The organism is Oscillospiraceae bacterium (assembly GCA_034925865.1).
Classification (GTDB): Bacteria; Bacillota; Clostridia; order Oscillospirales; family SIG627; genus SIG704.
The window spans coordinates 1-26,213 of record JAYFRN010000026.1 but is presented as its reverse complement, the minus strand read 5'-3'; the positions used below and the strand labels follow the sequence as shown (position 1 = coordinate 26,213).

Annotated in this window: 26 protein-coding genes; 18 read left to right on the top strand and 8 right to left on the bottom strand. The window is 37.6% G+C overall.

Going from position 1 to position 26,213, the window contains the following annotated elements; all coding sequences use genetic code 11:
* Positions 1–324 precede the first annotated feature (324 nt).
* Complete coding sequence (locus tag VB118_09500; protein MEA4832831.1) at positions 325–1,320, top strand: phosphodiester glycosidase family protein; 996 nt, start codon at positions 325–327, stop codon at positions 1,318–1,320.
* 20 nt (positions 1,321–1,340) lie between these two features.
* On the top strand, positions 1,341–2,783 hold the full coding sequence (locus VB118_09495; protein ID MEA4832830.1) for a hypothetical protein: 1,443 nt from the start codon (positions 1,341–1,343) through the stop codon (positions 2,781–2,783).
* Positions 2,784–3,155: 372 nt separating this feature from the next.
* Here VB118_09495 and VB118_09490 read toward each other — a convergent pair whose 3' ends face one another.
* From VB118_09490 to VB118_09470, 5 genes are all read right to left on the bottom strand, one after another.
* Complete coding sequence (locus VB118_09490; GenBank protein MEA4832829.1) at positions 3,156–3,647, bottom strand: hypothetical protein; 492 nt, start codon at positions 3,645–3,647, stop codon at positions 3,156–3,158.
* A 76-nt stretch (positions 3,648–3,723) separates the two neighbouring features.
* Positions 3,724–5,304: a glycosyltransferase family 39 protein gene (locus VB118_09485; GenBank protein MEA4832828.1), complete on the bottom strand. Its 1,581-nt coding sequence runs from the start codon at positions 5,302–5,304 to the stop codon at positions 3,724–3,726.
* Positions 5,288–7,243 carry a hypothetical protein gene (locus tag VB118_09480; protein MEA4832827.1) on the bottom strand — a complete coding sequence of 652 codons (1,956 nt, stop codon included), beginning with the start codon at positions 7,241–7,243 and terminating at the stop codon, positions 5,288–5,290. Before VB118_09480 ends, VB118_09485 begins: the two co-directional genes overlap by 17 nt.
* A gap of 364 nt (positions 7,244–7,607) precedes the next feature.
* Positions 7,608–9,200 carry a HAMP domain-containing sensor histidine kinase gene (locus VB118_09475; GenBank protein MEA4832826.1) on the bottom strand — a complete coding sequence of 531 codons (1,593 nt, stop codon included), beginning with the start codon at positions 9,198–9,200 and terminating at the stop codon, positions 7,608–7,610.
* Positions 9,190–9,858 carry a response regulator transcription factor gene (locus VB118_09470; protein ID MEA4832825.1) on the bottom strand — a complete coding sequence of 223 codons (669 nt, stop codon included), beginning with the start codon at positions 9,856–9,858 and terminating at the stop codon, positions 9,190–9,192. The genes VB118_09475 and VB118_09470 overlap by 11 nt, the downstream gene beginning before the upstream one ends.
* A gap of 518 nt (positions 9,859–10,376) precedes the next feature.
* Between VB118_09470 and VB118_09465 the strand changes: the two genes are divergently transcribed.
* Entirely contained in the window at positions 10,377–11,531 is a 1,155-nt protein-coding gene (locus VB118_09465; GenBank protein MEA4832824.1) for an MFS transporter, read from the top strand.
* Between the two features lie 12 nt (positions 11,532–11,543).
* Here the strand turns inward: VB118_09465 and glpK are convergent, their stop codons facing one another.
* On the bottom strand, positions 11,544–13,046 hold the full coding sequence (gene glpK / locus VB118_09460; protein ID MEA4832823.1) for a glycerol kinase GlpK: 1,503 nt from the start codon (positions 13,044–13,046) through the stop codon (positions 11,544–11,546).
* A gap of 379 nt (positions 13,047–13,425) precedes the next feature.
* Between glpK and VB118_09455 the strand changes: the two genes are divergently transcribed.
* From VB118_09455 to VB118_09385, 15 genes are all read left to right on the top strand, one after another.
* Entirely contained in the window at positions 13,426–14,613 is a 1,188-nt protein-coding gene (locus tag VB118_09455; GenBank protein ID MEA4832822.1) for a DUF3048 domain-containing protein, read from the top strand.
* A 27-nt stretch (positions 14,614–14,640) separates the two neighbouring features.
* A complete protein-coding gene (gene argS, locus VB118_09450; protein MEA4832821.1) occupies positions 14,641–16,368 on the top strand; it encodes an arginine--tRNA ligase in 1,728 nt (575 codons plus the stop codon).
* A gap of 39 nt (positions 16,369–16,407) precedes the next feature.
* Positions 16,408–17,133 (top strand): YebC/PmpR family DNA-binding transcriptional regulator, encoded by a 726-nt coding sequence (locus tag VB118_09445; GenBank protein MEA4832820.1) that lies wholly within the window; start codon positions 16,408–16,410, stop codon positions 17,131–17,133.
* A gap of 23 nt (positions 17,134–17,156) precedes the next feature.
* Complete coding sequence (locus tag VB118_09440; protein MEA4832819.1) at positions 17,157–17,930, top strand: RNA methyltransferase; 774 nt, start codon at positions 17,157–17,159, stop codon at positions 17,928–17,930.
* A 56-nt stretch (positions 17,931–17,986) separates the two neighbouring features.
* Positions 17,987–18,676, top strand: coding sequence for a site-2 protease family protein (locus tag VB118_09435; GenBank protein MEA4832818.1), 690 nt, complete (start codon positions 17,987–17,989; stop codon positions 18,674–18,676).
* A gap of 6 nt (positions 18,677–18,682) precedes the next feature.
* Positions 18,683–19,435 carry a segregation/condensation protein A gene (locus VB118_09430; GenBank protein MEA4832817.1) on the top strand — a complete coding sequence of 251 codons (753 nt, stop codon included), beginning with the start codon at positions 18,683–18,685 and terminating at the stop codon, positions 19,433–19,435.
* Complete coding sequence (gene scpB, locus VB118_09425; protein ID MEA4832816.1) at positions 19,425–20,000, top strand: SMC-Scp complex subunit ScpB; 576 nt, start codon at positions 19,425–19,427, stop codon at positions 19,998–20,000. The genes VB118_09430 and scpB overlap by 11 nt, the downstream gene beginning before the upstream one ends.
* Positions 20,001–20,022: 22 nt before the next feature.
* Positions 20,023–20,523: a hypothetical protein gene (locus tag VB118_09420; GenBank protein MEA4832815.1), complete on the top strand. Its 501-nt coding sequence runs from the start codon at positions 20,023–20,025 to the stop codon at positions 20,521–20,523.
* Between the two features lie 94 nt (positions 20,524–20,617).
* The gene (locus tag VB118_09415; GenBank protein ID MEA4832814.1) at positions 20,618–21,277 is read left to right on the top strand and encodes a hypothetical protein; all 660 of its coding nucleotides are present in this window, start codon (positions 20,618–20,620) and stop codon (positions 21,275–21,277) included.
* Positions 21,246–21,701, top strand: a complete 456-nt coding sequence (locus VB118_09410; GenBank protein ID MEA4832813.1) for a GerW family sporulation protein — start codon at positions 21,246–21,248, stop codon at positions 21,699–21,701. Before VB118_09415 ends, VB118_09410 begins: the two co-directional genes overlap by 32 nt.
* A gap of 117 nt (positions 21,702–21,818) precedes the next feature.
* Positions 21,819–23,105, top strand: coding sequence for a D-alanyl-D-alanine carboxypeptidase family protein (locus tag VB118_09405; GenBank protein MEA4832812.1), 1,287 nt, complete (start codon positions 21,819–21,821; stop codon positions 23,103–23,105).
* Between the two features lie 6 nt (positions 23,106–23,111).
* Positions 23,112–23,825, top strand: coding sequence for a pseudouridine synthase (locus VB118_09400; protein MEA4832811.1), 714 nt, complete (start codon positions 23,112–23,114; stop codon positions 23,823–23,825).
* A gap of 4 nt (positions 23,826–23,829) precedes the next feature.
* Complete coding sequence (locus tag VB118_09395; protein MEA4832810.1) at positions 23,830–24,231, top strand: hypothetical protein; 402 nt, start codon at positions 23,830–23,832, stop codon at positions 24,229–24,231.
* A 3-nt stretch (positions 24,232–24,234) separates the two neighbouring features.
* Positions 24,235–24,576, top strand: a complete 342-nt coding sequence (locus VB118_09390; protein ID MEA4832809.1) for a DUF6054 family protein — start codon at positions 24,235–24,237, stop codon at positions 24,574–24,576.
* Positions 24,577–24,638: 62 nt separating this feature from the next.
* Positions 24,639–25,148 (top strand): GNAT family N-acetyltransferase, encoded by a 510-nt coding sequence (locus VB118_09385; GenBank protein ID MEA4832808.1) that lies wholly within the window; start codon positions 24,639–24,641, stop codon positions 25,146–25,148.
* A 257-nt stretch (positions 25,149–25,405) separates the two neighbouring features.
* On the opposite strand, the gene VB118_09380 is transcribed toward VB118_09385, so the two are convergent.
* Together VB118_09380 and VB118_09375 are read right to left on the bottom strand one after the other, a co-directional pair.
* Positions 25,406–25,618 carry a cold-shock protein gene (locus VB118_09380; protein ID MEA4832807.1) on the bottom strand — a complete coding sequence of 71 codons (213 nt, stop codon included), beginning with the start codon at positions 25,616–25,618 and terminating at the stop codon, positions 25,406–25,408.
* A gap of 192 nt (positions 25,619–25,810) precedes the next feature.
* Positions 25,811–26,134, bottom strand: coding sequence for a hypothetical protein (locus VB118_09375; GenBank protein ID MEA4832806.1), 324 nt, complete (start codon positions 26,132–26,134; stop codon positions 25,811–25,813).
* Positions 26,135–26,213 lie beyond the last annotated feature (79 nt).

The window sequence follows — 26,213 nt, the reverse complement described above, 5'->3', positions numbered from 1 at the left end:
GTAAAGCATATAATTATACAAAATGCAAATTTTGTATAATTGAAAGTATTACTTGATGAGATTGATAAACAGAAAATTTATATTTATCAATATTTAATGTAGAATTATTAACAATTTTGCATTACAATATCATTATGGTTGCTAGTATTACCAAAATATTATTTTAATCAATCGGAAATGGCTATGATCATAAATAAAAATAAATCCAATTCAAAAATTAATGTAAAAAGCAGAAAACACAAGTTTATTCTTGTTATAAACAGGATTATAATTTGTGTTTGCACTTTTTTAATATTGACCTTAGGAACGGCATTTTCTGTATTGATGATGATTCTTTACGGACCGTCAAAATCAATGAGAGATACCTTTGTGCTGTCGATGCTGGAAACGTCGGCTGCTGATTTTTTAGCAACGTCATTTTTGCCGGCAAGTACAATAAAAGAAATAGTTATGAAGAATAAGATAAGTGATAATAAAGATGTCACAGATCCATCGATAATCAATATATCAATTGGTTCAGAAAAGCCGGACGAATCAGGCTCTGATGAAACGGGAGAAACAAATCCTCAAACAGATGATTTTAAATTTAATTACAATAATCAAGGTATATGTATTTTAGATATATACGGTAAAACATATCATGGAAAACTGCTTGCCATAAAAGATCCTTCAAGGGTTTTTATTGGCACTCCTGCTGAATATGGAAAAGGACTGGGCGGAGAAACTGTTCTTAATATGGTAAAAGAAACAAACTCATTGGCAGGAATAAACGGAGGTGGTTTTTATGATCCGGGAAAGGTCTCTAGTCTTGACGGAGATATTCCGACCGGTATAAACAACAGCGCAGGAATTGTAATTAAAGATGGAAAAATAAAATATATAACTGAAGGATTCGAAAATGAGAAATTTGATCTCGTGGGTATCACCGATGAAAATATTTTAATTGTCGGCACAATGACAGCCAAGCAAGCTCTTGATTTAGGTATGCGCGACTGCCTAAATTTCGGTCCGACATTGATTGTAAACGGTGTACCAAGACGTGTTGAAGGTTATGGAAGCGGTCTTAATCCGAGATCAGCAATAGGTCAACGATTAGACGGAGCAATTTTGATGTTGGTGATTGATGGCAGGCAAGCGAATAGTGTCGGCGCTAATTATGAAGATATAATGAGAATAATGCTTGAATACGGAGCGGTTAATGCGGCAAATCTTGACGGAGGTCAATCTTCTATGATGATATATGATTCAAAAATCATAACAACACCGGCCTCATTATACAAGCCGAGAAAAATTGCGACTACCTTCTTAGTAAAAAAATAATAATCATAGCAGGTTTAAAAATGAATAATAACAGCTATAAACGCCGGAATTCACACTTAAAACCAATTAGAGATATTAAAAAGCAACGTAAAAAATCAAATAAATTCAGATTAATATATTCAGTTATAACTTTGTCTTCAATAGCAGTTATCTTTATAGCATTATTAACTTTTAATAGCTTTCTGTTGGATTATGAAAAAACAAGACCGGAGAATATTCTTAATAATTTTATTGATCAATTATATAAAGCATCGGTAACCGACAATTATTCATTTATTGATAAATATATCGTAATTCCCGGGAGCTTTGAATCTGGCGAAGCATGTACAAAAAGTTTATATGATAAGATTAAAACAGACCTCCCTGTTGCGGTAAAAGAACTAACTTCAGGACAAAATAAATCAGAGTATAAGCTTTATGTAAAAGAGGATTATATCGCCACTGTTGTTTTAAAGCTTGAAGATAAAAAGTCTGCTTTCGGGTTTGATATATATAATATCAATTCAATTGAAGATATTTCAGGTTTTAACAAAGCTGTAACGATTACTATTCCGTCAGAATGTAAATTATTTATCAATGGTATTGCTGTTAGCTCTGAATATATTAAAAATACTTTTAAGCTTTCTCAGGAAGATTGCAGTTTTGCGTTGAGTGATAAATATAGTACGATGAATACTTATTACGTTGATAAGCTCATTGATCCGGTAATTGCCGTAAAAGACGAAAATGGAAAAAGCCTTGATCTTGTATATGATAATAATAAACCCGAATTAGGATCAACGGTTAATTTTCAAAATGTAAGTTTCATTGTTCCATATAATTATTCTGTTTCAGTAAACGGTGTAAGAATAGATAATGAAGACAGATTTTACACAAAAGATTCAAATGCCGATGAAACGCTTACGGCTTCTCTTTCTAAATATAAAAGTAGTTATTTACCGTTATTACCATATTATAAATATTATACGGTAAAATATCTTACCAACGAACCGGACGTCAAAATCTGCAGCTACGATGGATCTGAGGTTAAGGCCGAATATAATTCACAGAAAAAGCTGTATACAGTAAAATACGGAATTGCTGAATCAAGAAAAACAGAATATTCAAATTTCATAAAGGATTTTTCTCTGTTATATTCAAAATATATTACTACTGATGCAGCTTATTCTGATATTTCAGGTTATCTTTTAAAAGGAACCGACATTGAATACATATTGAATCCGAAAAACGAGCAAATTCAACCTGAGTTTTATACCAAACATATCGGATATGAATTTAAAGATATAGAAATTTCAGAATTAACCGAATATTCAACCGATTTTTATAGCGGCAGAATTAAATATAATCAATTAATAAAAAAGACTGAATACGATACCCGTTCTTTCCCATGTAATTTTACATATTATGTGATTCGTATAAACGGTAAATGGTTTATACTTGATTATATGATTAACATAAGCTGATAACGATATATAAATAGAGTGGACGGAGGGTGTAGTCCTCATGCCTTCAATTTCACCGTATGTACAGATCTAGTATACGGCGCTGTATAATTCCAGGTATTACTCCACGCTGCTTAAATATTAGATAATAGACAAATAGCCGACCAAACAGGGTCGGCTATTGTATTTTTCGCCAACACTTTAGGTAACAAAAGATAGTTTACTACATTCGTTTTACATTGTCTGTACAGCCTTAGACGCGAATTTACTACTGTACCTTCATTATCTCCAAAGCTATACACATTAAAAGACGCGCTTACACAAGCTGCGTCTTTTAATGTGTATAGCTTTCTATGAACCGTTGTATATTTAAGCAGCATAATACAATAGACGTTATTTTAAAAATATCTTTTGGCCAGTCAAAATAATTTTATCGTTTTCTTCACCGTTATCTGACTTCTTATAAAAACGCCATTGCTCATCATTGTCGGAAGCGTCAGTAAATGTTTGAAATATAATTTCTTTATCAGTTTTAAAACACATATCATTTTGTTTACTTATTCCGATGCAGCTCACCTTCCCTGCTTCGTTTGCGATTATTAGCTGTTTTGTTTTCCTATCGAAAATATTAGCTCCGTACCTGTTCCAATCATACATATCACGTCTTTCAGAATAGTATATGCTGGTTTTATTTAAATACACGGGTGCTAATTTATATATATCTTTGCATCCTACATAAACAGAATTGTTTTTAATCATACGCCATGAGCATTTAATATTGATATAATAATGATCTTCGCCATTTATGAATAGAATCCATATTATATCATGCTGTCGACCAATATCTGCAAAATTCGATCCTTCAAGCTGCTTAAGTGATTTCAATGCTTTGATCAGATTGAGCATAGTTAATTACGGATATCCGTTTTCTCCTTTTGTTTATCTGTTGTATCACTAAATATTATGATTTCTTTGATTTTATTCGCAGTAATGACTCTGACATATTATGAATTAATAATATAAAATTATTAATTCCGCATGCGGCCAAAGGAAGCATTAATACAAGATACGGTATAACATATTGAGATTTAGCTTCAAATAAAATATGATATAGTACACCTCCAAAAATAATTAATGGTATTACCAGTAATTCCGGTGATTCTTTGGCATATTTATTTTTTTTGAATATGGTTGTTAAAAAAAATACAACAACGCCTCCGAAAACAAACTGCATAAAATAATCCATGAACTTTTTAATTGCGCTTTTTCCTTCGTTGCAGACATAATCAGCAATGCATCCATAATTTTTCTCGGTGTTTCTTACCTCCGTTATCCATATGCTTTGATAAGTTGTTTCATTCCATTGGCTTAAAAACTTATTTCGAAAGAATCCAAAAGTATATCGAGGATTATCTGAAAAGTAATCGATACGTTCTTTAATTTGAAGCTTAGATATTTCTGAAGCGGCCGATGAATCCATATCAGTATTTTCAAAATTTGATATTGTATATTTCCTGTAAAACCATCCGGGAGCTATCGGTCCTTCATTGATACCCATACACAGCCATGAAACCATAGGAATACCTTTGCCAAAATCAATGCCTGTGCGTTCTTGATATTGATTGATACAGATCTTTTGTGTACCGAATCCAATAATAAACGCAATGATTATAAATACAAGATATTTAATATTCTTTTTTTCTATAGACTTTAAAATGGAGATAATTGATATTGAAATTATTGTTATTAAATAATTGGGCTTTATTACAAAAGCTTCTGCTGCAAAAAAGCCTGACGCAAGAAGACATAGCCAGGAAAACTTTTTACATGTTTTTATAAATAAGTATATAGAAACACATGAAAACATTAAACCGGGAATATTTCCATATGTGAAAGAACAAAATATCGGAGACTGAAGGCAAAAAATCATTAAAACAGAAGTAATAATATCTATATATTTATTATTGAATAACAGCTTTTCACTGAGAAGTATAAAAAAATACGATACAGATAAAAATATTACATTTAAAATTTGAATAAACATAAAGTAATATTCATTATTAAATATTCTGAAGATCATTTCGTTAAAAAACACATATCCAAGCTGGAAGGGATAATATTTAAAATATGATTCGGAAAGCATTGAATAATCGCCGTGAGAAGATAAATATGCGGCTTGAACTACTTTATAAGAATCGGATATCGGCATTGCCTTTGCCGATGTTATCCATAACAAACCAAATATTAATGTAAAAAACATGACTAACGATACCATTATTGAAAATGGTATATCACATAGAAAATGTCTGAAGAAAAACATTATGCCAACAGAAAAAGCGAGAATAATAATATTTAATATAACGTTATCGTTTATAAATATAACACTTTCATGAATTGAATTTGAAGTCAACATATCGCAGGTCACGATAATCGAGCAAATAAACAGAAAGGTGAATATTATAAACATCAGACTATTAAGTGAATATGATGAGATAGAACAAATTGTGTTTGCAAATTCCTTTTTTTTATGCAGCTTTTTCATTCAAATATCTCTCCCAATATAAATCATTAGCATCTTCAAGTGATTTAAATGATTTTCTTAAAACCTTACATAAATATTTTGCTCGTTCTGCTAGATGCGATGACTGAAAGCAGCTGCCGTCTCCCGCAAACAGATTTTCAAAAATTCTAGCCTTATCTTCACACGGGAATGTTTTTGAATATGCGTCAACAAACCATGCGTCAGACAAGTTTTCTGCTGTTGTATATTTATTATCGTTATAATCGCCACCGTCATCATTAATATATGACCAGTTATAATCAAATCCTTTTGGAAGATAATTATTCCATTTTGAAAAGCCTGATGTATAGCCAGACATAGCGAGTTGCGATATTTTACAATCTATTGCATGCATCAATTCGTGTGCTATTGTTGATTCCAAGCCGTACCAATATGTACCATCCAGAACCATATACTGCACTTTTTCATCAAAATCCTGAAATGCATATGCAATCGGTGAATTTGTACTTGTATTGTTCCCTCTTATAAGTCTACCGGTAATGCAGATTACATAGGAAGTCATGGGTGAATCGCCTTTTTGGTCAAGTAATTCACCAATGAAATTTTCCGGAAATTTCGATAATACTTCATCAACAGCATTTAATGTGCGTAGAATATTATCTTCATTGTATAATGGAATAGCCGCAAAATCCGGGAAAAACCTGATGGCATTTTCGGCTGTTTTTATAGTGACGCCATATTTATGAGATAATTCCTCCGCTACAGCTGATGAGGATTCTTTAGCATCAGTTACTTGCCGCTCTATTGGAGAGAGCTCTGATAAATTGACAAGCAAATATGTATATGAGGTTTCATCGGAAAGCATGCGATATCTGATCATTGCATACTTCCCATCCTGAGAAATTGAAGCAGTTTCCGCTAAAAGATTATTATCTTTACCATTGTCGCGAAAAATCAGTGTTCCATCCGAACAAGAATATATTCTGACCGTTGATGTTTCTGTTTCGGTAGAATATTCGGCTGTCGTTATATATCCCATACAATAATCATTCGGTGATTCGTTCGATGACTCAGGTTTAAGAGTTGTATAAACTTCCGGAGAACCGTGGTCATAAATTTTAATATCGTCTTTTTCGTATTCTTTCGACACTGTCCCGGAATAGAAATTTTGATATGAATCACTATTTGTGGTTTCATAACATTTAAATGTATAATCTGTAAGATTCAATACTGCGCAGTATGTTTTTTTATAATCCAGAGAGTTTGCGCCGAAATATACATAATTTTTCAATTTGTATTTAGGATATAAATATACTAGTTCATCACCGCAGTTTTTTTCATAAAGTGTATTTCCTTCGAATTGTTCAACATATATTGTGTTATTTTGGGTTTTGATATATGTCTTTGTATCTATAAATAAATAATCAGATGGAAATTCATCATTGATTTCTGTTTTTATTGAATATTCGGGATTATTTAGCTTTGAGGAAGTTTTATATATATATATATATCCATCATATGAGCCAAAGGCGCAACCGCCATCAATATTAAATATATTGGTATATGTATTGCCATCGATAAATTTTACATCTGTAACGGCATTCTGTTTTATATCATAAACAGCGTAGCCGGTTTTATTACTGTCTTTATATGTAAAGGATATTAGGTAATGCCTATCAGAAATAAAAGCACATGAATTTACATAAGCTTCTCCTCCGAGATCAATACCTTCTATTTCTATACCTTTTTCGGTTTGATGAATTTCAGATGTTTTATACAGGTGATTATCTGTTACATCTTCGGTTTTATCAGTATTAATTGTATCTGTTATTTCTGAATAGTTTTGACCTTTCGTGTTCTCTGTTATTAATTGATCTGTGTTCTTTTTTGTAAAATCGCATGAGAAAAGGAATAAAACAGAAATAATAACACAAAAAACTCTATAAAACTTATTTTGCATCTTTGTTCCCTCTTATCGTTAAAAACGACTATTAGTATAACGGCAATTAATTTTTTTTATAATATAGAAAAACCCATATATTAAAGAGTAATGATCTTATTATCTCATAAAATTCATGTTGTGTCAATATTTACATGCCACCGTCATTTCATTTAAAAATTGCAAGTTTAATTGTCGCAGATTTTTATCAGTTAAGATTAAGTGAGTTAACCCAGTCCTCTATTCGTCGCAGTTCTTTTTCTGTCGGTCTCTCTTTAAGTTTAAGCGGTAATTATTTAAATGCCGAGTTAATAAAGAGATAAGCATAAAAAAACAAAAGTTATTTACTAATGAAACACGGCTCCGCTGATCACGGAGCCGTGTTTCATTCCATTTTCATTTCAAACCAAAACGTGCTGCCTTCTCCCAACTTGCTTTCAACCCCGAATTTTGCATCGTGCATTAGTAAAACCTTTTTTACAATCGAGAGCCCCAGCCCGCTCCCCACATTCGCGCGTTTATGCATATTGGCATTTTCAACTTTATAATATCTGTCCCATATCAATGGAATTTTTGATTGCTCTATACCGCTTCCGTGATCGATAACCTCAAGTCTTACAAAGCCGCCAGCTGTTACCTGCTTAACTATTACGGTTTTATCCTCGCCGCAATAATTAATCGCATTATTGACAAGATTATATATTACCTGAGATATTTTCGTCGGATCGGCATTTACAATTGCTTCGCCTTCATATTCATAGTCAATTTTATAGCCGTCGTTATCAATGAGCTTTTTATAACGGTATAATATTTCTTTAGTAAGCTCGGTTAAAGAAAAGTTTTCTTTGTTAGCTTTATCCATACCGTTCTCAAGTTTGGAAATATTAAGCATATCTGTAACAAGATTGTTGAGCCGTTTTGCTTCGTCGATTACAATTTGCAGATTCTCAGCTGTATTTTCACCCGGAATGTCGCGCATAACCTCGCTGTATCCTGATATAAGTGTCAAAGGAGTTCTCAGGTCGTGTGAAACATTTGCGATCAATTCTTTTCTAAGTTCATCGACCTTTGATATTTCTTCTGCGGCGCATTGCAGAGTGTCTCCCAGCTCATCAATTTCTTTATATACTCCGGAATTATATTTTTTAAATTCGCCTGAAGAAAGTGTCTTTGCCGAATTGTTAAGCGCAATAATCGGAGCAGATATCCTGTCGGATATAACTTTCGCCATAATCAGTGACAGCATAATCAAAATAACAGTAATTATTATCAACTGAAAAGTAAGAGTTTCGGCTGTGGCGTCAACCGGCTGAATAAAGCTGGTCAAAATAACGAAAATATCGTCTCCGGCACTGTTTTTGCTTGCGCGGCAGTAAAGAATGCATTCTACACCGTCATATTTCGAAAGAGGTTCTCCGCGCTTTATATTCGGAAACATACCCATGCGGATATCGGGCAAATCATTATAAGGAGCATATTCGAACATATTAAGGTATATATCCAGATTGTGCTGTATTATATCCGCTTCGCCGTTTCCTTGTGTTTTATTATACCCGCTTTTTTCATCCTTGGGCTTTATGCTGTCGTTATTCTTCCTGTCTCCAAATATATATGTATCTATATATACTCCTCCGGATGAGACGGCAAAATTATAAAGCGAATTAATTTTAACGGCGGTCATATTATAAATAAAATAAAACCTGTCTATTTCCTGTATCGCTATCAGATTTTTATCAATATTAAAAACCATAACTCCGGTATCCGATACAGGTTCGTTAAGCTTTAAATACTCCGGAAGCTCAGATGTGTTTATTTTAAATAAAGTGTCAGAGTATTTTTTCAGTTCTTCTGTTTTGATTAATTTGTAAAAATCATTGAGAAAGACAATTTGAAATACCCACAACATTCCTATTATTATCGCGTTGAATAAAATAAAATATAAAAGCAGTCGCCATTTAATACCATATTTATGCTTCAAATCTATATCCCACCCCGCGTAATGTAACTATAAACTTACTGTATTGTCCAATGCTCTTTCTTAAAAGCTTAATATGTGTATCGAGTGTTCTGTCATCTCCTACGAAGTCATAACCCCATACGTCTGAAATAAGCTTTTCTCGTGTCAGAGCGATATTTTTATTTCTGACCATATAAAATAAAAGCTCATATTCTTTTGGAGAAAGATCCGCTCTTTTTCCGTCGATATAGACGATTCTGCCTATAAAATCAATTTTGAGTCCCTCAAGCTCGAAGGCATCTTTACCGGGTGAAGATTTTTTTGAAGACCGGTTTATTATTGCATTAACCCGCAGCATCAGTTCCTTGGGAGAAAAAGGCTTTATAACATAATCGTCTATACCTAATTCAAATCCATGAATTTTATCATATTCTTCTCCGCGAGCAGACAATATTATCAGTGGAACATTTGATTTTTTTCGTATTTCCCTGCAAGCTGAAAAACCGTCAAGCTCAGGCATCATAACATCCATTATAACAAGATCGTATTCGGTTTTTCTGCATTTTGTCACCGCATCCATGCCATCTGTCGCTTCATCAACTTCAAAGCCCTCAAATTCGGCATATTTTTTAATAATTCCCCTGATTTTTGTCTCGTCGTCTACAACCAGCAGCTTCATGACATACCTCCGTATTTTTAATTATTTTAAAACAATTCTTTGAAGACCTTGTGAAAAAGTGCTGAATTATTATATTTAATGGCTTCTGACTTTAAAAGCCATAGCTTTATAAAGCTTTGTGTAGTGTTTACTCTACATTGAGGAACTGTAAGCGCGATAATAAACACCGGTGAAGATTTTCCTATTCAGATTTTGGAAAAGCTGCTAAACTTCAACATGAAACCGGAGATTGTACAAAAACTAATGCTGCCAAGCATGAACGCAACAAGAAGCAAACCGCCAATCATAACGACAGCCGTACCTGAGACTTAACCGATCGGTATGAGCGAAGTGACACTGTAAAACAAAAAAGTCCGCAGTGGCAAAAGTTATTATCTTTTTATATCCGAAGCGTAAATAACCATGAAACAGTGATGCCATAAAATTCTCAATAATCAGGTATTGAATTAACTCATGCAATATTGTATAATTATAATTCGTATTTACCTTAAAAACAAGTATATGAAAGAACAGTGTCTATGAAAAATAAATCATCCGTATCGTCTCTTACCGCGCTCTTCTCTTTAAACTTCTTTCTCTACGGACTTAACGCATTGTATTATTCTTTCATGCCGGTATATCTTGATATGTATCACACAAACGTTTCAAAAGGTATACTGCTTTCAGTCGGACCTGTTGTTTCCGTTATCGCCCCGATATTCTGGGGCAAAATTGCCGATAAATCGAGCACAAAAAACCGAATAGTCGCGCTTACCATAATCTTATCGGCGGCGGCATTTTTTTCCGCGTATTTTTCACATTCGTTTTTATATCTTTTTATTATATTTATTGTTATTATGTTTTTCATGTCGCCGTTCGGCGGTCTTGTTGATACAATAACGCTTGAGTATTCTTCTCAAAACGGTGTCAATTACGGTCCGATACGTTTGATGGGTACGATAGGATACGGTCTTATAGCTTTCATTATATCACTTTTTACAGCCAATGGTATACTACCGGTATTTGTATCTTATATTGTCATCGCAGCCATCGCCGCCGTATCGGCAATGATGTCTCCTTCTGTCCGAGGACACGCGCAGCCGAAGCAAAAGCTTTCGCTCGCTCCGATATTCAGAGATAAAGGTCTTATGCTGATTTTCGCTTTTACCGCGATATCGTATTTCGTCTTTTCGTTTTATCAGAATTTTTATTCAGAATATGTGCTTAAAACACTCGGGCTTCCTGACTGGGTTTGGGGACTCAACGTATTTCTTACTATTACCGGCGAAATACCATTTTTTATTTTTTTTGGTTTTATCATGAAAAAGCTCGGAAAAACAAAGGTCATCGCAATTTCATTCGTAATCACTGTTATAAGATGCTTTGCTCTTGCGTTTGCGAAGGATGCTTTTTCAATTCTGACGACCGCCGTACTGACCGGCTTTTGTGTTACTCCAGTTACATATTGTGCTTCTGTTTATATAAATGAACACATTCCCGAAAATCTCAAAGCAAGCGGGCAGAGCGTGATGTACGCATTTTTCACCAGTATTCCGAGAATCATTTCCAGCCTGGCGGGAGGCTTTATAGTAAGCTCAATCGGTGTTTCCGGCGCTTTGATCATTTGCGGAATCATTTCGGCGATATCGCTTTTATTGCTCCCGCTTACCCGTAAATATAAAATTGATTATTAAAACTTCTCTGGCTTATTCCGACAGCGTCCTTTTTATGGCGTTTTTCCATTCGTTTCTGAGCTTCTCCGCATTGTCTTTTTTTATATGCGGTAAAAACTCCCTCGGCTTTGTTTTTTCACCGGGATTCATAAAACCTTCTTCATTAATTCCTGTTCCTATAATTGCAAGTTCAGCGGCGCCGAGAGCAGTTTTTTCCGCTTCAATGGGACAAATAATCTTTTTATCTGATATGTCCGCTTGAAACTGCATCAATATATCGCTAGCGGCGGCACCTCCGTCCGCTTTCAATTCTCCCACGGTGACAGGAAGATTATTCGCTTCACAGTCTTCATTTATGCAATTAATTATGTCGTTAACCTGAAATGCTATCGACTCCAGCACGGCCCGGCAAATATGAGCCGCGGTTGTCGCCCTGGTCAACCCGCATACCAGCCCGCGTGCTTTGGAATCCCAATAAGGAGCGGACAGCCCGACAAAAGCCGGAACAAAAACTACTCCTCCGCTGTCAGGTACGGTCGAAGCAACTGTGTTTATTTCTTCTGATGTTTTTATAATACCCAGGCCGTCACGCAACCATTGAACCGCGGCTCCTCCCGTAAAAACGCTTCCTTCCAGGCAATATGATGTCCTTCCGCCAATAGTCCAGGCGATCCCGGATAAAAGCCGGTTGTTTGATACCACAATGCTTGAACCTGTATTTACCAACATAAAGCATCCCGTGCCGTATGTACACTTGGCGCTGCCTTCGGCTTTACATGACTGACCGAAGAGAGCGGATTGCTGATCACCGACAGCGGCGCGTATACAAATGTTTTTTTCAAACAGCTTTATATCACATATTCCGTAATCGTCCGCAGTGTTTTTAACTGCCGGAAGCATTTGGAGCGGAATGCCGAACAGCTCCGCCAGATCGGTATCGTATGACATACTATGTATATTGAAAAGCATTGTACGCGAAGCGTTCGTCGTATCCGTCGCGTGAACTTTTCCGCCTGTAAGCCGCCATATCAAATATGAATCCACAGTACCGCAGATCAAGCTTCCTTCATATGCTTTTCGTCGCAGCTCGGGGCGCCGGTCAAAAAGCCATTTAAGCTTTGATGCCGAAAAATATGCGTCTATGACAAGACCCGTTTTACCGTAAATGCGTTGTTCCCAGCCGGATTTTTTTAAAGCTTCACAGATTTCCGCGGAGCGCCGGCACTGCCACACGATAGCTGGGCAGACATGTTTTCCCGTTTCTCTCTCCCACACAATAACTGTTTCACGCTGGTTTGTTATTCCCAGCGATACCGCCTCATATCCGCCCGCTTCCGCAAAGGCGAGAACATCGCGGATACAGTATACAGCGGCGGAGAATATTTCTTCCGGATCTTCCTCGACATATCCGTTTTCAGGATAGTACTGTTTAATACCGCGTCGTGATATATGTAATATATTTCCTTGAAGATCACAAAGCAGAGCGCGGGAAGACGTAGTTCCGGAATCGAGAGCTATAACAGCGGCTTTTTTCATATGTTCATACCTTTCCGCCGAACCGTAAACTAAGGTTTCGGCTTGCCTGAATTACGGTTGATCAGACAGTAAATGTAAAAATTATCTGATTGAAAATATATTACAATTCTTAAGCCATATTTATTATCACATATATTAATGGCAATTTCTATATAAGATAAAAGCCAATATAGCAAATTCTTTCTCAAATAAAGAAAATTATTTTCGTTTAATGAATTTTTACAATAAGTGTTATTGTGTTATATAGATTATATAGCTTTTTTTCTTCTTTTTCCACCACTTTTTAAATAAAATACGTTTATTCTTGATTTTTTAATTTTTTCTTGTTATAATAACTTGAATTGGTATCATTAAATCGTTGATAACCTCGGAGAGCCTTATGAATAAATTCTTGTCTTTCTTTATAATACTTATTTCTTTTGCCGCCTTATTCTGCTCATGCGATAATACTCCTCCATCATCAACGGATTCACCGAATACGACGTCCGTAAAAACGTATATAACATATGACAGTTCTGATCTCATCCCTGTTACCAGAGACATACCGAATTTTACGTTTGGGTTTTCCACCGACGGAAACATGCTTTCCGGCTCCGCTCAGCCAGATGCAATCATATTGTCCGATTTCAGGAGCGGTCTCACGGGGTTGCCTATTTCAGAAAAATGCCTGTCTCAAAGACCAATTGCTGTGATGATCAATAATGAACGCCGCGGTCTTCCTCAATCAGGAATTTCACTTGCAAGTGTTATTTATGAATGCAACATAGAGGGCGGAGTAAACAGACTTATAGCAATTTTCGAGGATTATGCTGCTCTCCCGTATATCGGCACCGTTCGTTCCTCCCGTCCTTATTTTATTGATATAGCTCAGATGCACGATGCGATCTATGTACATTGCGGCGGCAGCCCCGGCGCATATGAAAGCTTAAAAGAACGCAATATTGATAATATCGACGGAGTAAACGGCGGATATTATGAATCTCAGCTGTTTTATTACGATCAGGACAGATTGAAAAACAAGGGTCTTGAGCATTGCCGCTATATAAGCGGAGCAAAGATCGTCGAAGGAATCAAAAAAGCAGGATTTAGAACCGCTCATAAAGAAGATAATTATAAAACCACATATAATTTCATTGACTCATATACTCCATTTGACACAAATTATTCTCCCCAACCCGCTTCATACATATATTTGCCGCATCATTCTACATCTATAACCGAATTCTCATATAATTCAGAAACCAAAAAATATTATAGAAGTCAATATGGCGCTCCTACAATCGACGCATTAAACGGCAAGCAGGTATGCTTTGAAAACGTAATCGTGATCTTTACCCTCCGACATGAAATTGACGACTACGGAAGGCTTTTTGTCGAGTTGACCGGCACCGGCGAAGGATATTATGCCTGCGAAGGAAAGTACATTCCGATAAAATGGAAACGAGACAGTATTGACGGAAAAATGGATTACCTGAATGCTGATGGTACACCGCTTTACCTTAATCCCGGAAAGACCTTTGTTTCCGTTGCCTCGACCGGAATCAAAAAAAATGTTGTCATAAAATAAATAATCTTCTATATATTAAGGAACAAAATGAACGAACTCAAAAAAAATATATCGGCTGTGATTTCTTCACTCCTACCGGATGTGTCTGCCGATGATATTATGTCTCTCATCGCTCCGACGCCGGACAGCTCGATGGGCGATTTTACCGTCGCGTGCTTCAAGCTGGCAAAATCGCTCCGCAAGCCTCCGATTAAAATAGCCGGTGAGCTTATGGATAAGCTTAACGCTTCTCTTCCGGAGGGTATCTCAAAAATCGAAGCGCTCAACGGATATTTGAATTTTTACGTTTCCGATAAATACATCGCAGATAATATAATAGGAAAAATTATATCAGTCGGAAACGATTACGGTAAAAATGACATCGGTAACGGAAAAACAATGGTAATAGATTACTCGTCGCCGAACATAGCAAAACCGTTTCATATAGGACATCTTGGCACAACTGCAATCGGAAATTCGATAAAAAGGATACATCAGTTTTCCGGGTATAAATGCATAGGCATAAATCATCTCGGCGACTGGGGCACACAGTTTGGACGTTTGATTGTCGCTTATCACGGATGGGGTAATAAAGAAGCCATAGAAAAAATTGGCGTTAAGGAGCTTGCTCGCATATATGCAGAATTTTATGTGAGAGCAGAATCCGACCCCACGCTAAACGATAAAGCCCGCGAAGAATTCTCCAAGCTTGAGCACGGCGATAAAGAAGCTCTTGATCTTTGGAAATGGTTCAAGGAAATAAGCCTGAATGAATTCATGCGCCTTTATAAGGTGCTCGGAATAGAATTCGAAAGCTATTCCGGCGAAAGCTTTTATTACGATAAAATGCAGGCTGTTGAAGAGTTGCAGGAAAAAGGACTGCTCAAAGAGAGCGACGGCGCGATGATCGTCCCGCTTGACGAATATAAAATGCCGCCTTGTCTTATACTTAAAAAAGACGGCACAACACTTTATGCAACCCGCGACATAACCGCGGCCATATATCGCTGGAACACATATCATTTTGATAAATGCCTTTATGTCACTGATGCGGGACAGAGCCTTTACTTTGCCCAATGGTTTAAAGTTATAGGCCTTATGGGTTATGAATTTGAAAAGCGCCTTGTACATGTTCCTTACGGAAAAATAAGCGTAAACGGAGCAAAGCTTGCGACTCGTACCGGAAATGTAGTGCTTCTTGAAGAATTATTTGATGAAGCGATTTCTCGCGTAAGGGCAATAATAGAAGAAAAGAATCCCGGAATGTCTTCTGAAAATAAAGATGAAATCGCTAAAAAGGTCGGGCTCGGAGCAGTCATATTTAATCAGCTGTCGGCGGGCAGAATAAAAGACGTAAATTTTGTCTGGGAAGATGTACTCAATTTCGATGGAAATACCGGCCCATACGCGCAGTACACATATGCGCGCTGCTGTAGCGTCGTGTCAAAATGCGACGATGAAACTAAAGCCGGTAATTCAAATATTAACAACGGATATAGCTGCGCGGCTTTAAATGAGGATGAGCGCGCGCTTGCTTTGCTGCTTGCGTCATTCCCCGACAGAGTCATACAGGCTCTTGGCGAATACGAACCCTCTGACATAACAAGATTCATAATCGATCTTTGCCAGACATTCAACAGGTTTTATCATAATTGTCCCGTAATCAACGCCGAAAGCGATATAAAACGTTTGCGCGCCGATCTCTGCCGTTCAACAAAAGCCGTGCTTGGAAACGCATTATGGCTTATCGGTCTTAAACAGACAGAGCGGGTATAATTTTATTCAGTAAATATTTTATTATAAGGTGGTATCATCATGTCAGGTCATTCCAAATGGAAAAACATAATGCACAAAAAAGAAAAGACGGACGCGCAGCGCGCAAGCGTCTTTACTAAAATAGGCAAGGAAATTGCGATGGCTGTAAAATCAGGAGGTGCCGATCCGGTTGCGAATACAAAATTAAGAGACCTTATTATAAAGGCAAAAGCAAATAACGTACCAAACGATAACATAGAAAGAACAATCAAAAAAGCCGCAAGCAGCGATGCCGAAACATACGAAACAATATTCTATGAGGGTTACGGACCAAATGGTATCGCCGTGATCGTAGAAGCCGCAACGGACAACAGAAACCGCACCGGCTCCGATATGCGCCATTATTTTGATAAATTCGGCGGAAACCTCGGCACCACAGGCTGTGTCTCATTCATGTTCTCTGATAAAGGCGTAATAATAATAGATGCCGAGGGTATATCCGAAGATAAGATAATGGAGGATGCTCTCGAAGCCGGAGCGGAGGATATCGCGCTCGACGAAGATATATACGAAATCACCTGTGATCCCAATGATTTATATATAGTCAAGGATGCTCTTGAAGCGGCAGGATATAAAATTTCATCATCGGAAACAGATAAAATACCTACGACATATGTTTCGCTTACCGATGAAGAAAGCATCACAAAAATGAACAGGCTCCTTGAAATGCTCGAGGAAAACGACGATGTCACTAATGTATGGCACAACTGGGATAATGCCGAATAATTTCTGACAGTAAGGAAAATTAATTGAAAAACGAAGCCTTTAAGGAAAGAGACAGCTCATATGCAGAGGGCGCTCTTTCAATCAACGCGGTGTTTGACTCAGGTTCCAGAGAAATAAAAGAAATTTTTATAGCTTCCGGCGCCAAGGTTGAAGATATAAATATCCATCGAATAATCGTAAAAGCAAAACAGCTCAATATTCCCGTAAATTGCTGCTCTGATGAGTTTTATGAAGAACATTCGACCGCAAAAACCGGCGGCGGAATTTTGGCCGAAGTATCTGACAGAAAGCTTTATTCACTTGAAGAGCTTTTATTAAAACAGCATAAGTTGATATTTCTTCTTTCCGGTATCGAAGACCCTTATAATTTCGGATATTCCGTTCGCTCCCTTTATGCCTCCGGCGCCGGCGGAATGCTTCTTCCTCCTCGCAGCTGGATGAGCGCGGCCGGCGTCTGTATACGCGCGTCTGCCGGAGCAACGGAATTAATTGACTGCGCCGGTTATACCGATGAAAAAGAGCTCGTTTTCGCGTTGAAATCAAACGGATACTCTATTGTCTGTGCAGCGGAAGTAAAAAACTCCGTTTCTCTTTATAAAGCAGAAATTTCTTTTCCGTGCGTGCTTATTATAGGAGGAGAAAAACGCGGAATATCCAAAGCTCTGATTGAAAACGCAGATAACATAATAAGGATTCCTTACGGCAGAAGCTTTAATAAATCTCTGACCACTTCTGCCGCAAGCGCTGTCATAGGCTTTGAATTCATGAGGCGCTTCAACGGATATTCGCAGAAATAGTTTTATATCCGATAACTACACAAGTTAAACGATGAAATAAAAAATGAAAGGTATTAATGATGTTCGGATACGACTCAATAAGAGAATGGCTCGTAGGAATATTATACATGCTGCCGGTATGTTTATTATCGCTTTCCGTGCATGAATTTTCTCACGGCTTTGTCGCCGACAAACTCGGTGACCCCACCGCCCGCATGGCAGGGAGACTGACTCTGAATCCCATGAAACACATTGATCCTCTCGGATTTATTGCATTTATCGTCCTGCGTTTCGGATGGGCGAAGCCTGTCCCCGTTAATATCTCAAATTTTAAAAACAAAAAGCGTGATATTGCGCTTACAGCGATAGCGGGCCCAATATCAAACTTTTTGCTTGCGTTGATATTTGCCTTTATATTTCAGGGGTTTTATAAGCTTATATATTTAAATTACAGCACGATAGCTACAAACTCAGTTATATCAAAATTAATACCAATACTCTCTAACCTTTTATATTACTTTGTAATATCGAATATTTGTCTTGCTATTTTTAATCTCATACCCGTATATCCGCTCGACGGCTCGAGAGTTTTATATTCCTTTTTGCCATATACGGCCGAAAATAAAATGAAGCGTATTGAAAAATATCTGCAGCTCGCTCTTATTCTCGTTTTAATAACGGGATATCTCGGTAACCCTTTGTATATAGCGGCAACAACGGTATCGAATTGGTTTTTCGCTCTTGCCGGGCTTGTCATACCAATTTAAAGAATCATGCCAGAAGCCGTAAATTTTAAACTGGGAGCCTTTGACGGTCCGCTTGACCTTTTGATTGCGCTAATATCGAAACATAAGATCGATATATACGACATACCGATCGCTCTGATACTGGAGCAATATCTCGATTATCTTGATGATATGAATCACAGTAATATTGAGCTTTCAAGCGAATTCGTTGTCATGGCGTGCGAGCTTTTATATATAAAAAGCAAATTACTGCTGCCCGCCGAGGAAGCGCCGGAAGAAGACCCGAGAACAGAGCTTGTCGAAACGCTTCTCGAATACTCCCGCGTAAAAGCGGCAGCCGAATATCTCAGAACTCTTGAAGAAAAATTTTATAAACGGTATTACCCGACTCCGCAACCGTTTTTTTACCAGACAGAAACAACGGAATATGACAAAAGCTTTCTTCCCTCTTCGTTTCGTACATTAAAAATAGCGCTTAAAGCTGAACGTGAGACAAAGAAAAAACAAAGCGTAGAAAACCTGTTTTCTGTAAAGCAGGTATCAATCGAACAGAAAATCATCTTTGTGCTAAGGCATCTTGTAAAAGCAATAAGAAATGGCAGCTCAGTGTCGTTTATGTCTCTTTTTGATAATTCTCCATCAAAAAGAGACGCGGTGGCGACATTTCTTGCAATGATCGAGCTGGTTTCCACAGGCAGAATTTCCTATAAGAAATACAGCGGCGATTACATAATATGCCTTAATACCGAAAAAGGAGGAAACACTGCGGATGTCTCTTGAAGATAGCTTCAACGAACAAAAAATTAAATTTTTAGTCAACGCAATGGAAGCGGTTCTGTTCGCGGGTGGCGATCCCGTGCCCGCCTCAAAGCTTACGGAAATTTTCGGACTTGACCTTGAAAGCATATCGGAGCTTGCGGTTTTACTGCGAAAAAAGCTTGCCTCTTCATGTGATACAAGCTTTGAGCTTTGCTTTCTGGACGGAAATTATCAGCTGTGCACAAAGCAGGAATATGCCGGCTATGTTTCCGATTTCCTTAAAATCAAGAGAACCGCGCCTCTTTCAAAGCCCGCGCTTGAGGCGCTCGCTGTGATAGCATATAAACAGCCGGTAACACGCTCTTATATCGAAAAGATCCGCGGCGTCGACTGTTCGGGAATTGTCAATACGCTTGTTCAAAGAGAGCTTATAGAAGAAGCCGGGCGATTGGACGCACCCGGAAAGCCGATTCTTTACCGTACCACATCTGCTTTTTTACGATCTTTCGGGCTTACTTCCCTGTCAGAGCTTCCTCCTATAGAAGGCGAGATACAGATATCGTTAAACGAAACGATCAATCAATAACAAAATGATGAGTATATAAAATATGCCACATTTTAATATATATGGTAAAATCGTTTTTAAGGAAACACCTGATAATAATTCTGTCTTGGACCTTGCCTATTTTTTAATTTCACGAACTATAGAATATAGAATCGGAATAAACATATGGTGTAATCTGTCGGAATCAGTTCGGAATAAATTCAATATAAGCAAATGTATAGCTGAAAAATATATTCCCTTTGAAATACTCGATAATCCTGCAACCAACGAATGTTATCACATTTTTGACGGGATATGGATTGGCAAAAATGATTATATTGGAATAGAAAACAGCAAGCTACCTTCGCTGGAAAAGTTCTTGTCTGAAATTTTAAATTACGATAATATACTTTATATTGCGCTTAATTTTAATGATGTGCACGGAGATGAGAACGCAAGAGCAACAACGCATAAAATACACCCTGACGAACTATGTAAAACAATTGAAAAAGCACCAAGGATTCATACAGAATTACCGAATCTTGAGTTAGTTATTACCATATAAAAATCGCGCTATATGTATAATATATACCGATTATTATCAGATCATTGTTTAAATAACATTGTAGAATTATTTCGGTTGAGGGAGGCGATAATAATTGACAGCGTTGTATATTGCGTTGGTGCTTTTGGCAATTATTATTATTCTGCTGCTTCTTGATGTCGGAATTATTTTTGAACTCGACGGTGATTTTTCTGTAAGATTCAGAATTTCCGCATTTACGCTTAGCTTTAAAAATGCGGTAAAAATAATAAATAAATTCAGCGAAAAAAAGAAAAAGAAAGCCGCAGTCACAAAAATAAAAAAGAAAAAGCCTGCACGCGGCTCTGTAAAGCCAAGACCTCCGAAAAAGAAAAAAACACCGAGAGATGTGTTCGGCTTTATAAAAATGCTGACAAAAATCACTGCCGCCGCATCCGAAAGCCTATTTAAAAGAATAAGAATCAAACTGTATTATCTGTCATTCAGATGCGCCGCTGCCGAAGCGCAGTCAACCGCGGAAATGTACGCAGCCGCGTCTTCCGCCATTTTCGGATTGCTTGAAATACTAGACAGGTTTTTACACTTTAAATACAATCCGGATTTGGTTTTCATCTTTCCCGATTTCACATCGGAAAAGCCCGAATTTGCGTTTAAAATACAAATTGTTATAAAACCGATACATTTATTTTCCGTTGCCTTTTCACTATTGAAAGCATATATAAAGAGAAAGGATAAACCTCAAAATGAACGAAATACCGTTAAAGCAAGTGATTGACGCTTCACTTGAAAATTTAAAGCAGGTTATTTCCGCAGATAATGTAATCGGCACTCCAATCACATTGCCTGACAAGACCGTAATAATACCGATATCAAAGGTTTCCGTCGGATTCACCTCCGGCGGCGTTGACTTTGACAGCAAGCATAATCCTCTCAGACAACAGGCACATTTTGGAGGAGGAAACGCCGCCGGTCTGACTGTTACTCCGCTCGCATTTTTGGTGGCATCAAATTCTGATGTCAGGCTTTTAAATATAAACGATCCTCTTACACCGGAAGCCGGCAATATAGTAGGAACAATCAGCGATCTTGTGGACCGCTCTCCCGCGATTATCGAACGAATAATGAATATATTCAAAAATTTCAAAAAGCCGGAAAGCACTGAAGCTTCTGATGATTCATCCGAAGCATCGGAAAAATAATATTTTTACTGAAACGCGGATACAAACGCCTCATATTATAAAAATATTGCATTTTTAACCCGTAAAATTCATATAAATCCATATGTGAATACTTATATTTATTGATCGGGAAAAGATATGAAAAAAGCGGTTGTACTGTTGATTTTTGTTTTGATATTTTTTAATTCATGCGCCCATATTGCTTCCAAGGATACATATTTGCCGTGTGCCTGTGCATATTGCGATTTCGAGCGGCAAAATGTTATATCCGGAATCTCCGGCGTGTCAGAGACGGTCGCCGTTCCTCATATTTACGCAAGAAGCTATTGTCTCATGGATGCGGACTCTGGCGCTTTACTCCTTTCAAATAATATGAACGCGAGGCTTCCGATAGCAAGCACCACAAAAATCATGACTGCCATCGTCGCAATTGAGAATTCGTCTCCCGATGAAATTGTCACAATCGATAAAGCCGCCGCGGGTACGGAAGGTTCGTCGGCATATCTATATGCGGGCGAAAAAGTATTAATGCTGGACCTTATATATGCCCTTATGCTTCAAAGCGCAAACGACGCGGCGGCCGCTATCGCAATACACATTTCCGGCTCAATTCAGGATTTCGCAGCTTTGATGAACGAAAAAGCCGCTGATCTCGGTATGAAAAATACTCATTTCACTAATCCGCATGGTCTTCACAATCAAAATCATTATTCCAGCGCGTATGACATGTCACTGCTTCTTTCATACGCAATAAAAAATGAACTTTTTGCCTTAGTGGCATCCGCAAAATCATACCGTACTCATCCGGTCGAAAAGAGCACAGAAAGATTCTTTTCCAATCACAACAGGCTTCTGCATCTTTCGCAGGAATGTATAGGAGGAAAGACAGGTTATACAAAGAATGCAGGCAGATGTCTCGCTTCCGCCTTCAGACGCGACGGTAAAACACTCTGCCTTATGACAATAGATGACGGAAATGACTGGAACGATCATCTCTCCTTGGCAGCGTATGGCTTTTCTCTTTATAATGATATAGAGCTGCTTGCAGCGGAAGGCTTTAAACTTGATATTCCGGTAGTTGGCGCAGCCACAAATACAAGCGCGGGAAACGGCTCTGATCAAGTCGCCGGAGCGCATAATTATATTACAGCTACGAATTTGATATCTGTAACGGCATGTATACGTTCCAGTTCTAAAATAACATTTTCCGCCGAAGCACCTCACTTTCTTTACGCTCCGGTTTACGGCATTGACAGCTTTCCGGCTGATGCTCTGTCAACCGCCGCCATGCATCCTGTTGGAATACTGATAATAAACGCGGACGGATATCCCGTTGCTGAAGTTCCTCTTTATGCCAGGAATACCGCATTATTATATATTAAACCTTCATTCTGGCACAAATTATTTAAAATTAAGGAAGATTAATAAAACATGGAGCAAATGAGAATTCAAAAATACCTTTCAGACTGCGGAATAATGTCCAGGCGAAAAGCGGAGGAAGAAATTTCGGCAGGCAGAGTCTTTATAAACGGAGCTCCGGCAGTCACCGGTCAAAAGGTTGATCCGAATAACGACGCGGTCGTTTATAACGGTATTCTCGTTGAAAAAACTGATCGAAGAATATATATTAAGCTATATAAACCTCGCGGTTATGTCGTTACAATGTCCGATGAAAAGGGACGCAAATGCATTACCGAGCTTGTTAATGATATACCGGAACGTATATATCCTATTGGCAGATTGGACTTAGACTCCGAAGGATTAATTCTGATGACAAATGACGGAGAATTCGCAAACCGTCTAATGCATCCTTCGACTTCAGTTGATAAAGTATATATTGTAAAGCTTAAATCATCGGCATCGCCGGAACAAATTATAAAGCTAAATTCTCCGATGGTTATAGACGGTTACAGAATAAGGCCATGTAAAGTGATCGTGGAATCGGGCTTTGATGCTTCGATATTGAAATTTGTTCTTGGAGAAGGCAGAAACCGCCAAATCAGGAAAATGTGTCTTCAGGCCGGGCTTGATGTATCGCGCCTTACGCGAATAGCGATCGGTAAAATAACGCTCGGCGACCTTAAAAGCGGAGCATACGAAAAGCTTACAAAAGAACAGATTGATTATCTGAAAGGACTTGCTTGAATAAATGCTTGTTATCTCTCCCATATACGACCGTAAGGAGCAACATGATCTCTGTGCTGAATGCGGGCAGGAATACAACGAAACCGAGCTTTGTTATAAAGCTCACGAAGATGGTGAACTTAAAGGTCTCTGTATGTTTAAATTTTCTGGAGATACCGGAATTATAACAAGGCTTTTTTCCAAGAATTTTGAAAACGCGGATCTTTTCGCGCTTGAAGCCGCCGCAAGGACGGTTCTTGATCTTTTTGAACGCGCAGGAATCACGACCGCTTATTATTATCCGGACAAAAAATACGGTGCACAGCTATGTTCTCTTCTCCGTTTCGACAACACGGTTTCACCGGCGTACGTAAATATTAAAGGTTATTTTGACGAACCTTGCCGCGGAGAGAAAGAATTTAAATAAAATATGGACAATACCTTTTTTGTTTCATCCGATATTATTTCATCTGCCAATAAAATCAAAGAGGAAATAAACCGCAGTTTTTCCGGAGAGCTTGTAAACGATTATAATATACAATGCGAAAATCATTGTTCGGTTCATGTCATGGTTTTTGAAAAATACTACTCAAGAGTCAGCAACCGGCTTACGCTTACTGTTATACTTGACGATGTTTCCGGTAAAACGAGAGTGCATTATACCTCCGCCGGAGGCGGAACCGGAGTGTTATTCAGATTTGACTGGGGCGCCGCGGACAGCTTTGCCGAATCTGTTCGTTCCGCACTTTCAGACTGTATTATTTCGGATTGATTATTTTATATAAATCGCGATTATTTATTAACGCGTTATAAATTGCCAAAGCGAGGAAGATTATGAATCAAAACTCATATAAGGTCAGTATTACTAAAATTACTGATCACTCGAATTTATCTGATTGCTTAAGCGTTATAAGTAATTCGTTTTTGACCGTTGCAAAGGATTATAATATTACCAAAGATAATTGCCCTTCATATGCAGCTTTCAGGACTATAAATGACCTTGATAACATGTTAAATAGCGGTATTGACTTTTATGGCTTGTATGAAAATAACAAACAGGCAGGATTTGTCTGTATGAAAAAAAATGATGATAATACATATATTTTGGGGCTTCTGTCTGTTTTGCCTGAGAATCGGCATAAAGGCTATGGAAAGGCTCTGATCGATTATATATTTAATGAAGTTAAAATTCTTGGCGGCCATAAAGTTGTTATTTGGTTAATGAATGAAAACGATATTCTAAAAAAATGGTATATTAATTATGGCTTTTCGGAAACCAATATAAGAAAATCCGAAGGAATGCCGTTTTCGATATGTGATATGGAAAAAGTTATTGATTATTAAAAGGCAATAATATTATTTTATAGAAAGCCCGCACACAAAAGCTTTTTCTCTCTTTTAGCAGATCGTGTTGTTTATCACACCGCTTCCTTCACCTCTGACATTGCTGCAAAGGGCTTGCGGTTCACTACGCTTGGCAGTAATTACCTGCGATCGGTCTTCCACCGGCAAGATTCGTATCATTCCCGAAACACCCAAAAAACCGACGCGAAACAGATTTCTGTTTCGCGTCGGTTTGCTTTAGCAACTTACAAATTCAATTATGCAATACGAACATTGACCGCTCTGAGTTTACGGCTGTTCTTGGGATCTTTTTCAGTGTCAAAAGTTACTTTTTGACCTTCTGTAAGAGATTTATAGCCATTTGATATAATAGCGGAGAAATGCACGAATATATCGTCGCCGCCCTCATCATTTGATATGAATCCGAATCCTTTATCAGCATTGAACCATTTAACAGTACCATTAAGCATTTAAGGTACCTCCTAAAAATATTTTACCCATATATAATAACAAAACCCACAAAGCTTGCAGTTCATTAAAAGACAATGACTTACAAACATGTGAGCTCAAAGCATTTATATTGAATAGTATTTACATTATATCACGATATTTTTAAAAGTCAATAGGTATTTTTGAATTTTATAATATTTTTTGTTGAAATGTCAATGATAGGTGACAAGAAGGAGATGTCGTGTATAGCCATTTTTTCGTAAAGTGTCCCACAAGTTAATACGATCATCTTTATCATGCTTCCAATGCCGTAGGATCATTTCTTTTTCGGCTTCCGTATGCTGATTCGGATGACTGTGCGGTTTGTGCGACTTTTCTAGCAGGCTGCGCCAGCTCTTCCCGTCATATTTCGCCCGCCATTCATAGATTGCCTGTCGGCTTCGCCTGAACCGTATACTTGCAACTGTTACTCCATTTTTGTAAGAATATTTCACTACCCGTTGACGAAAGTGTGCTTCTGATGTTATACTGTTCATAGAAAAACGTCCTCTTCTTGTATGTGTTTTTGTTGTTATTAACATCATACTATATTTGAGTTCGTTTTTCTACTTCTTT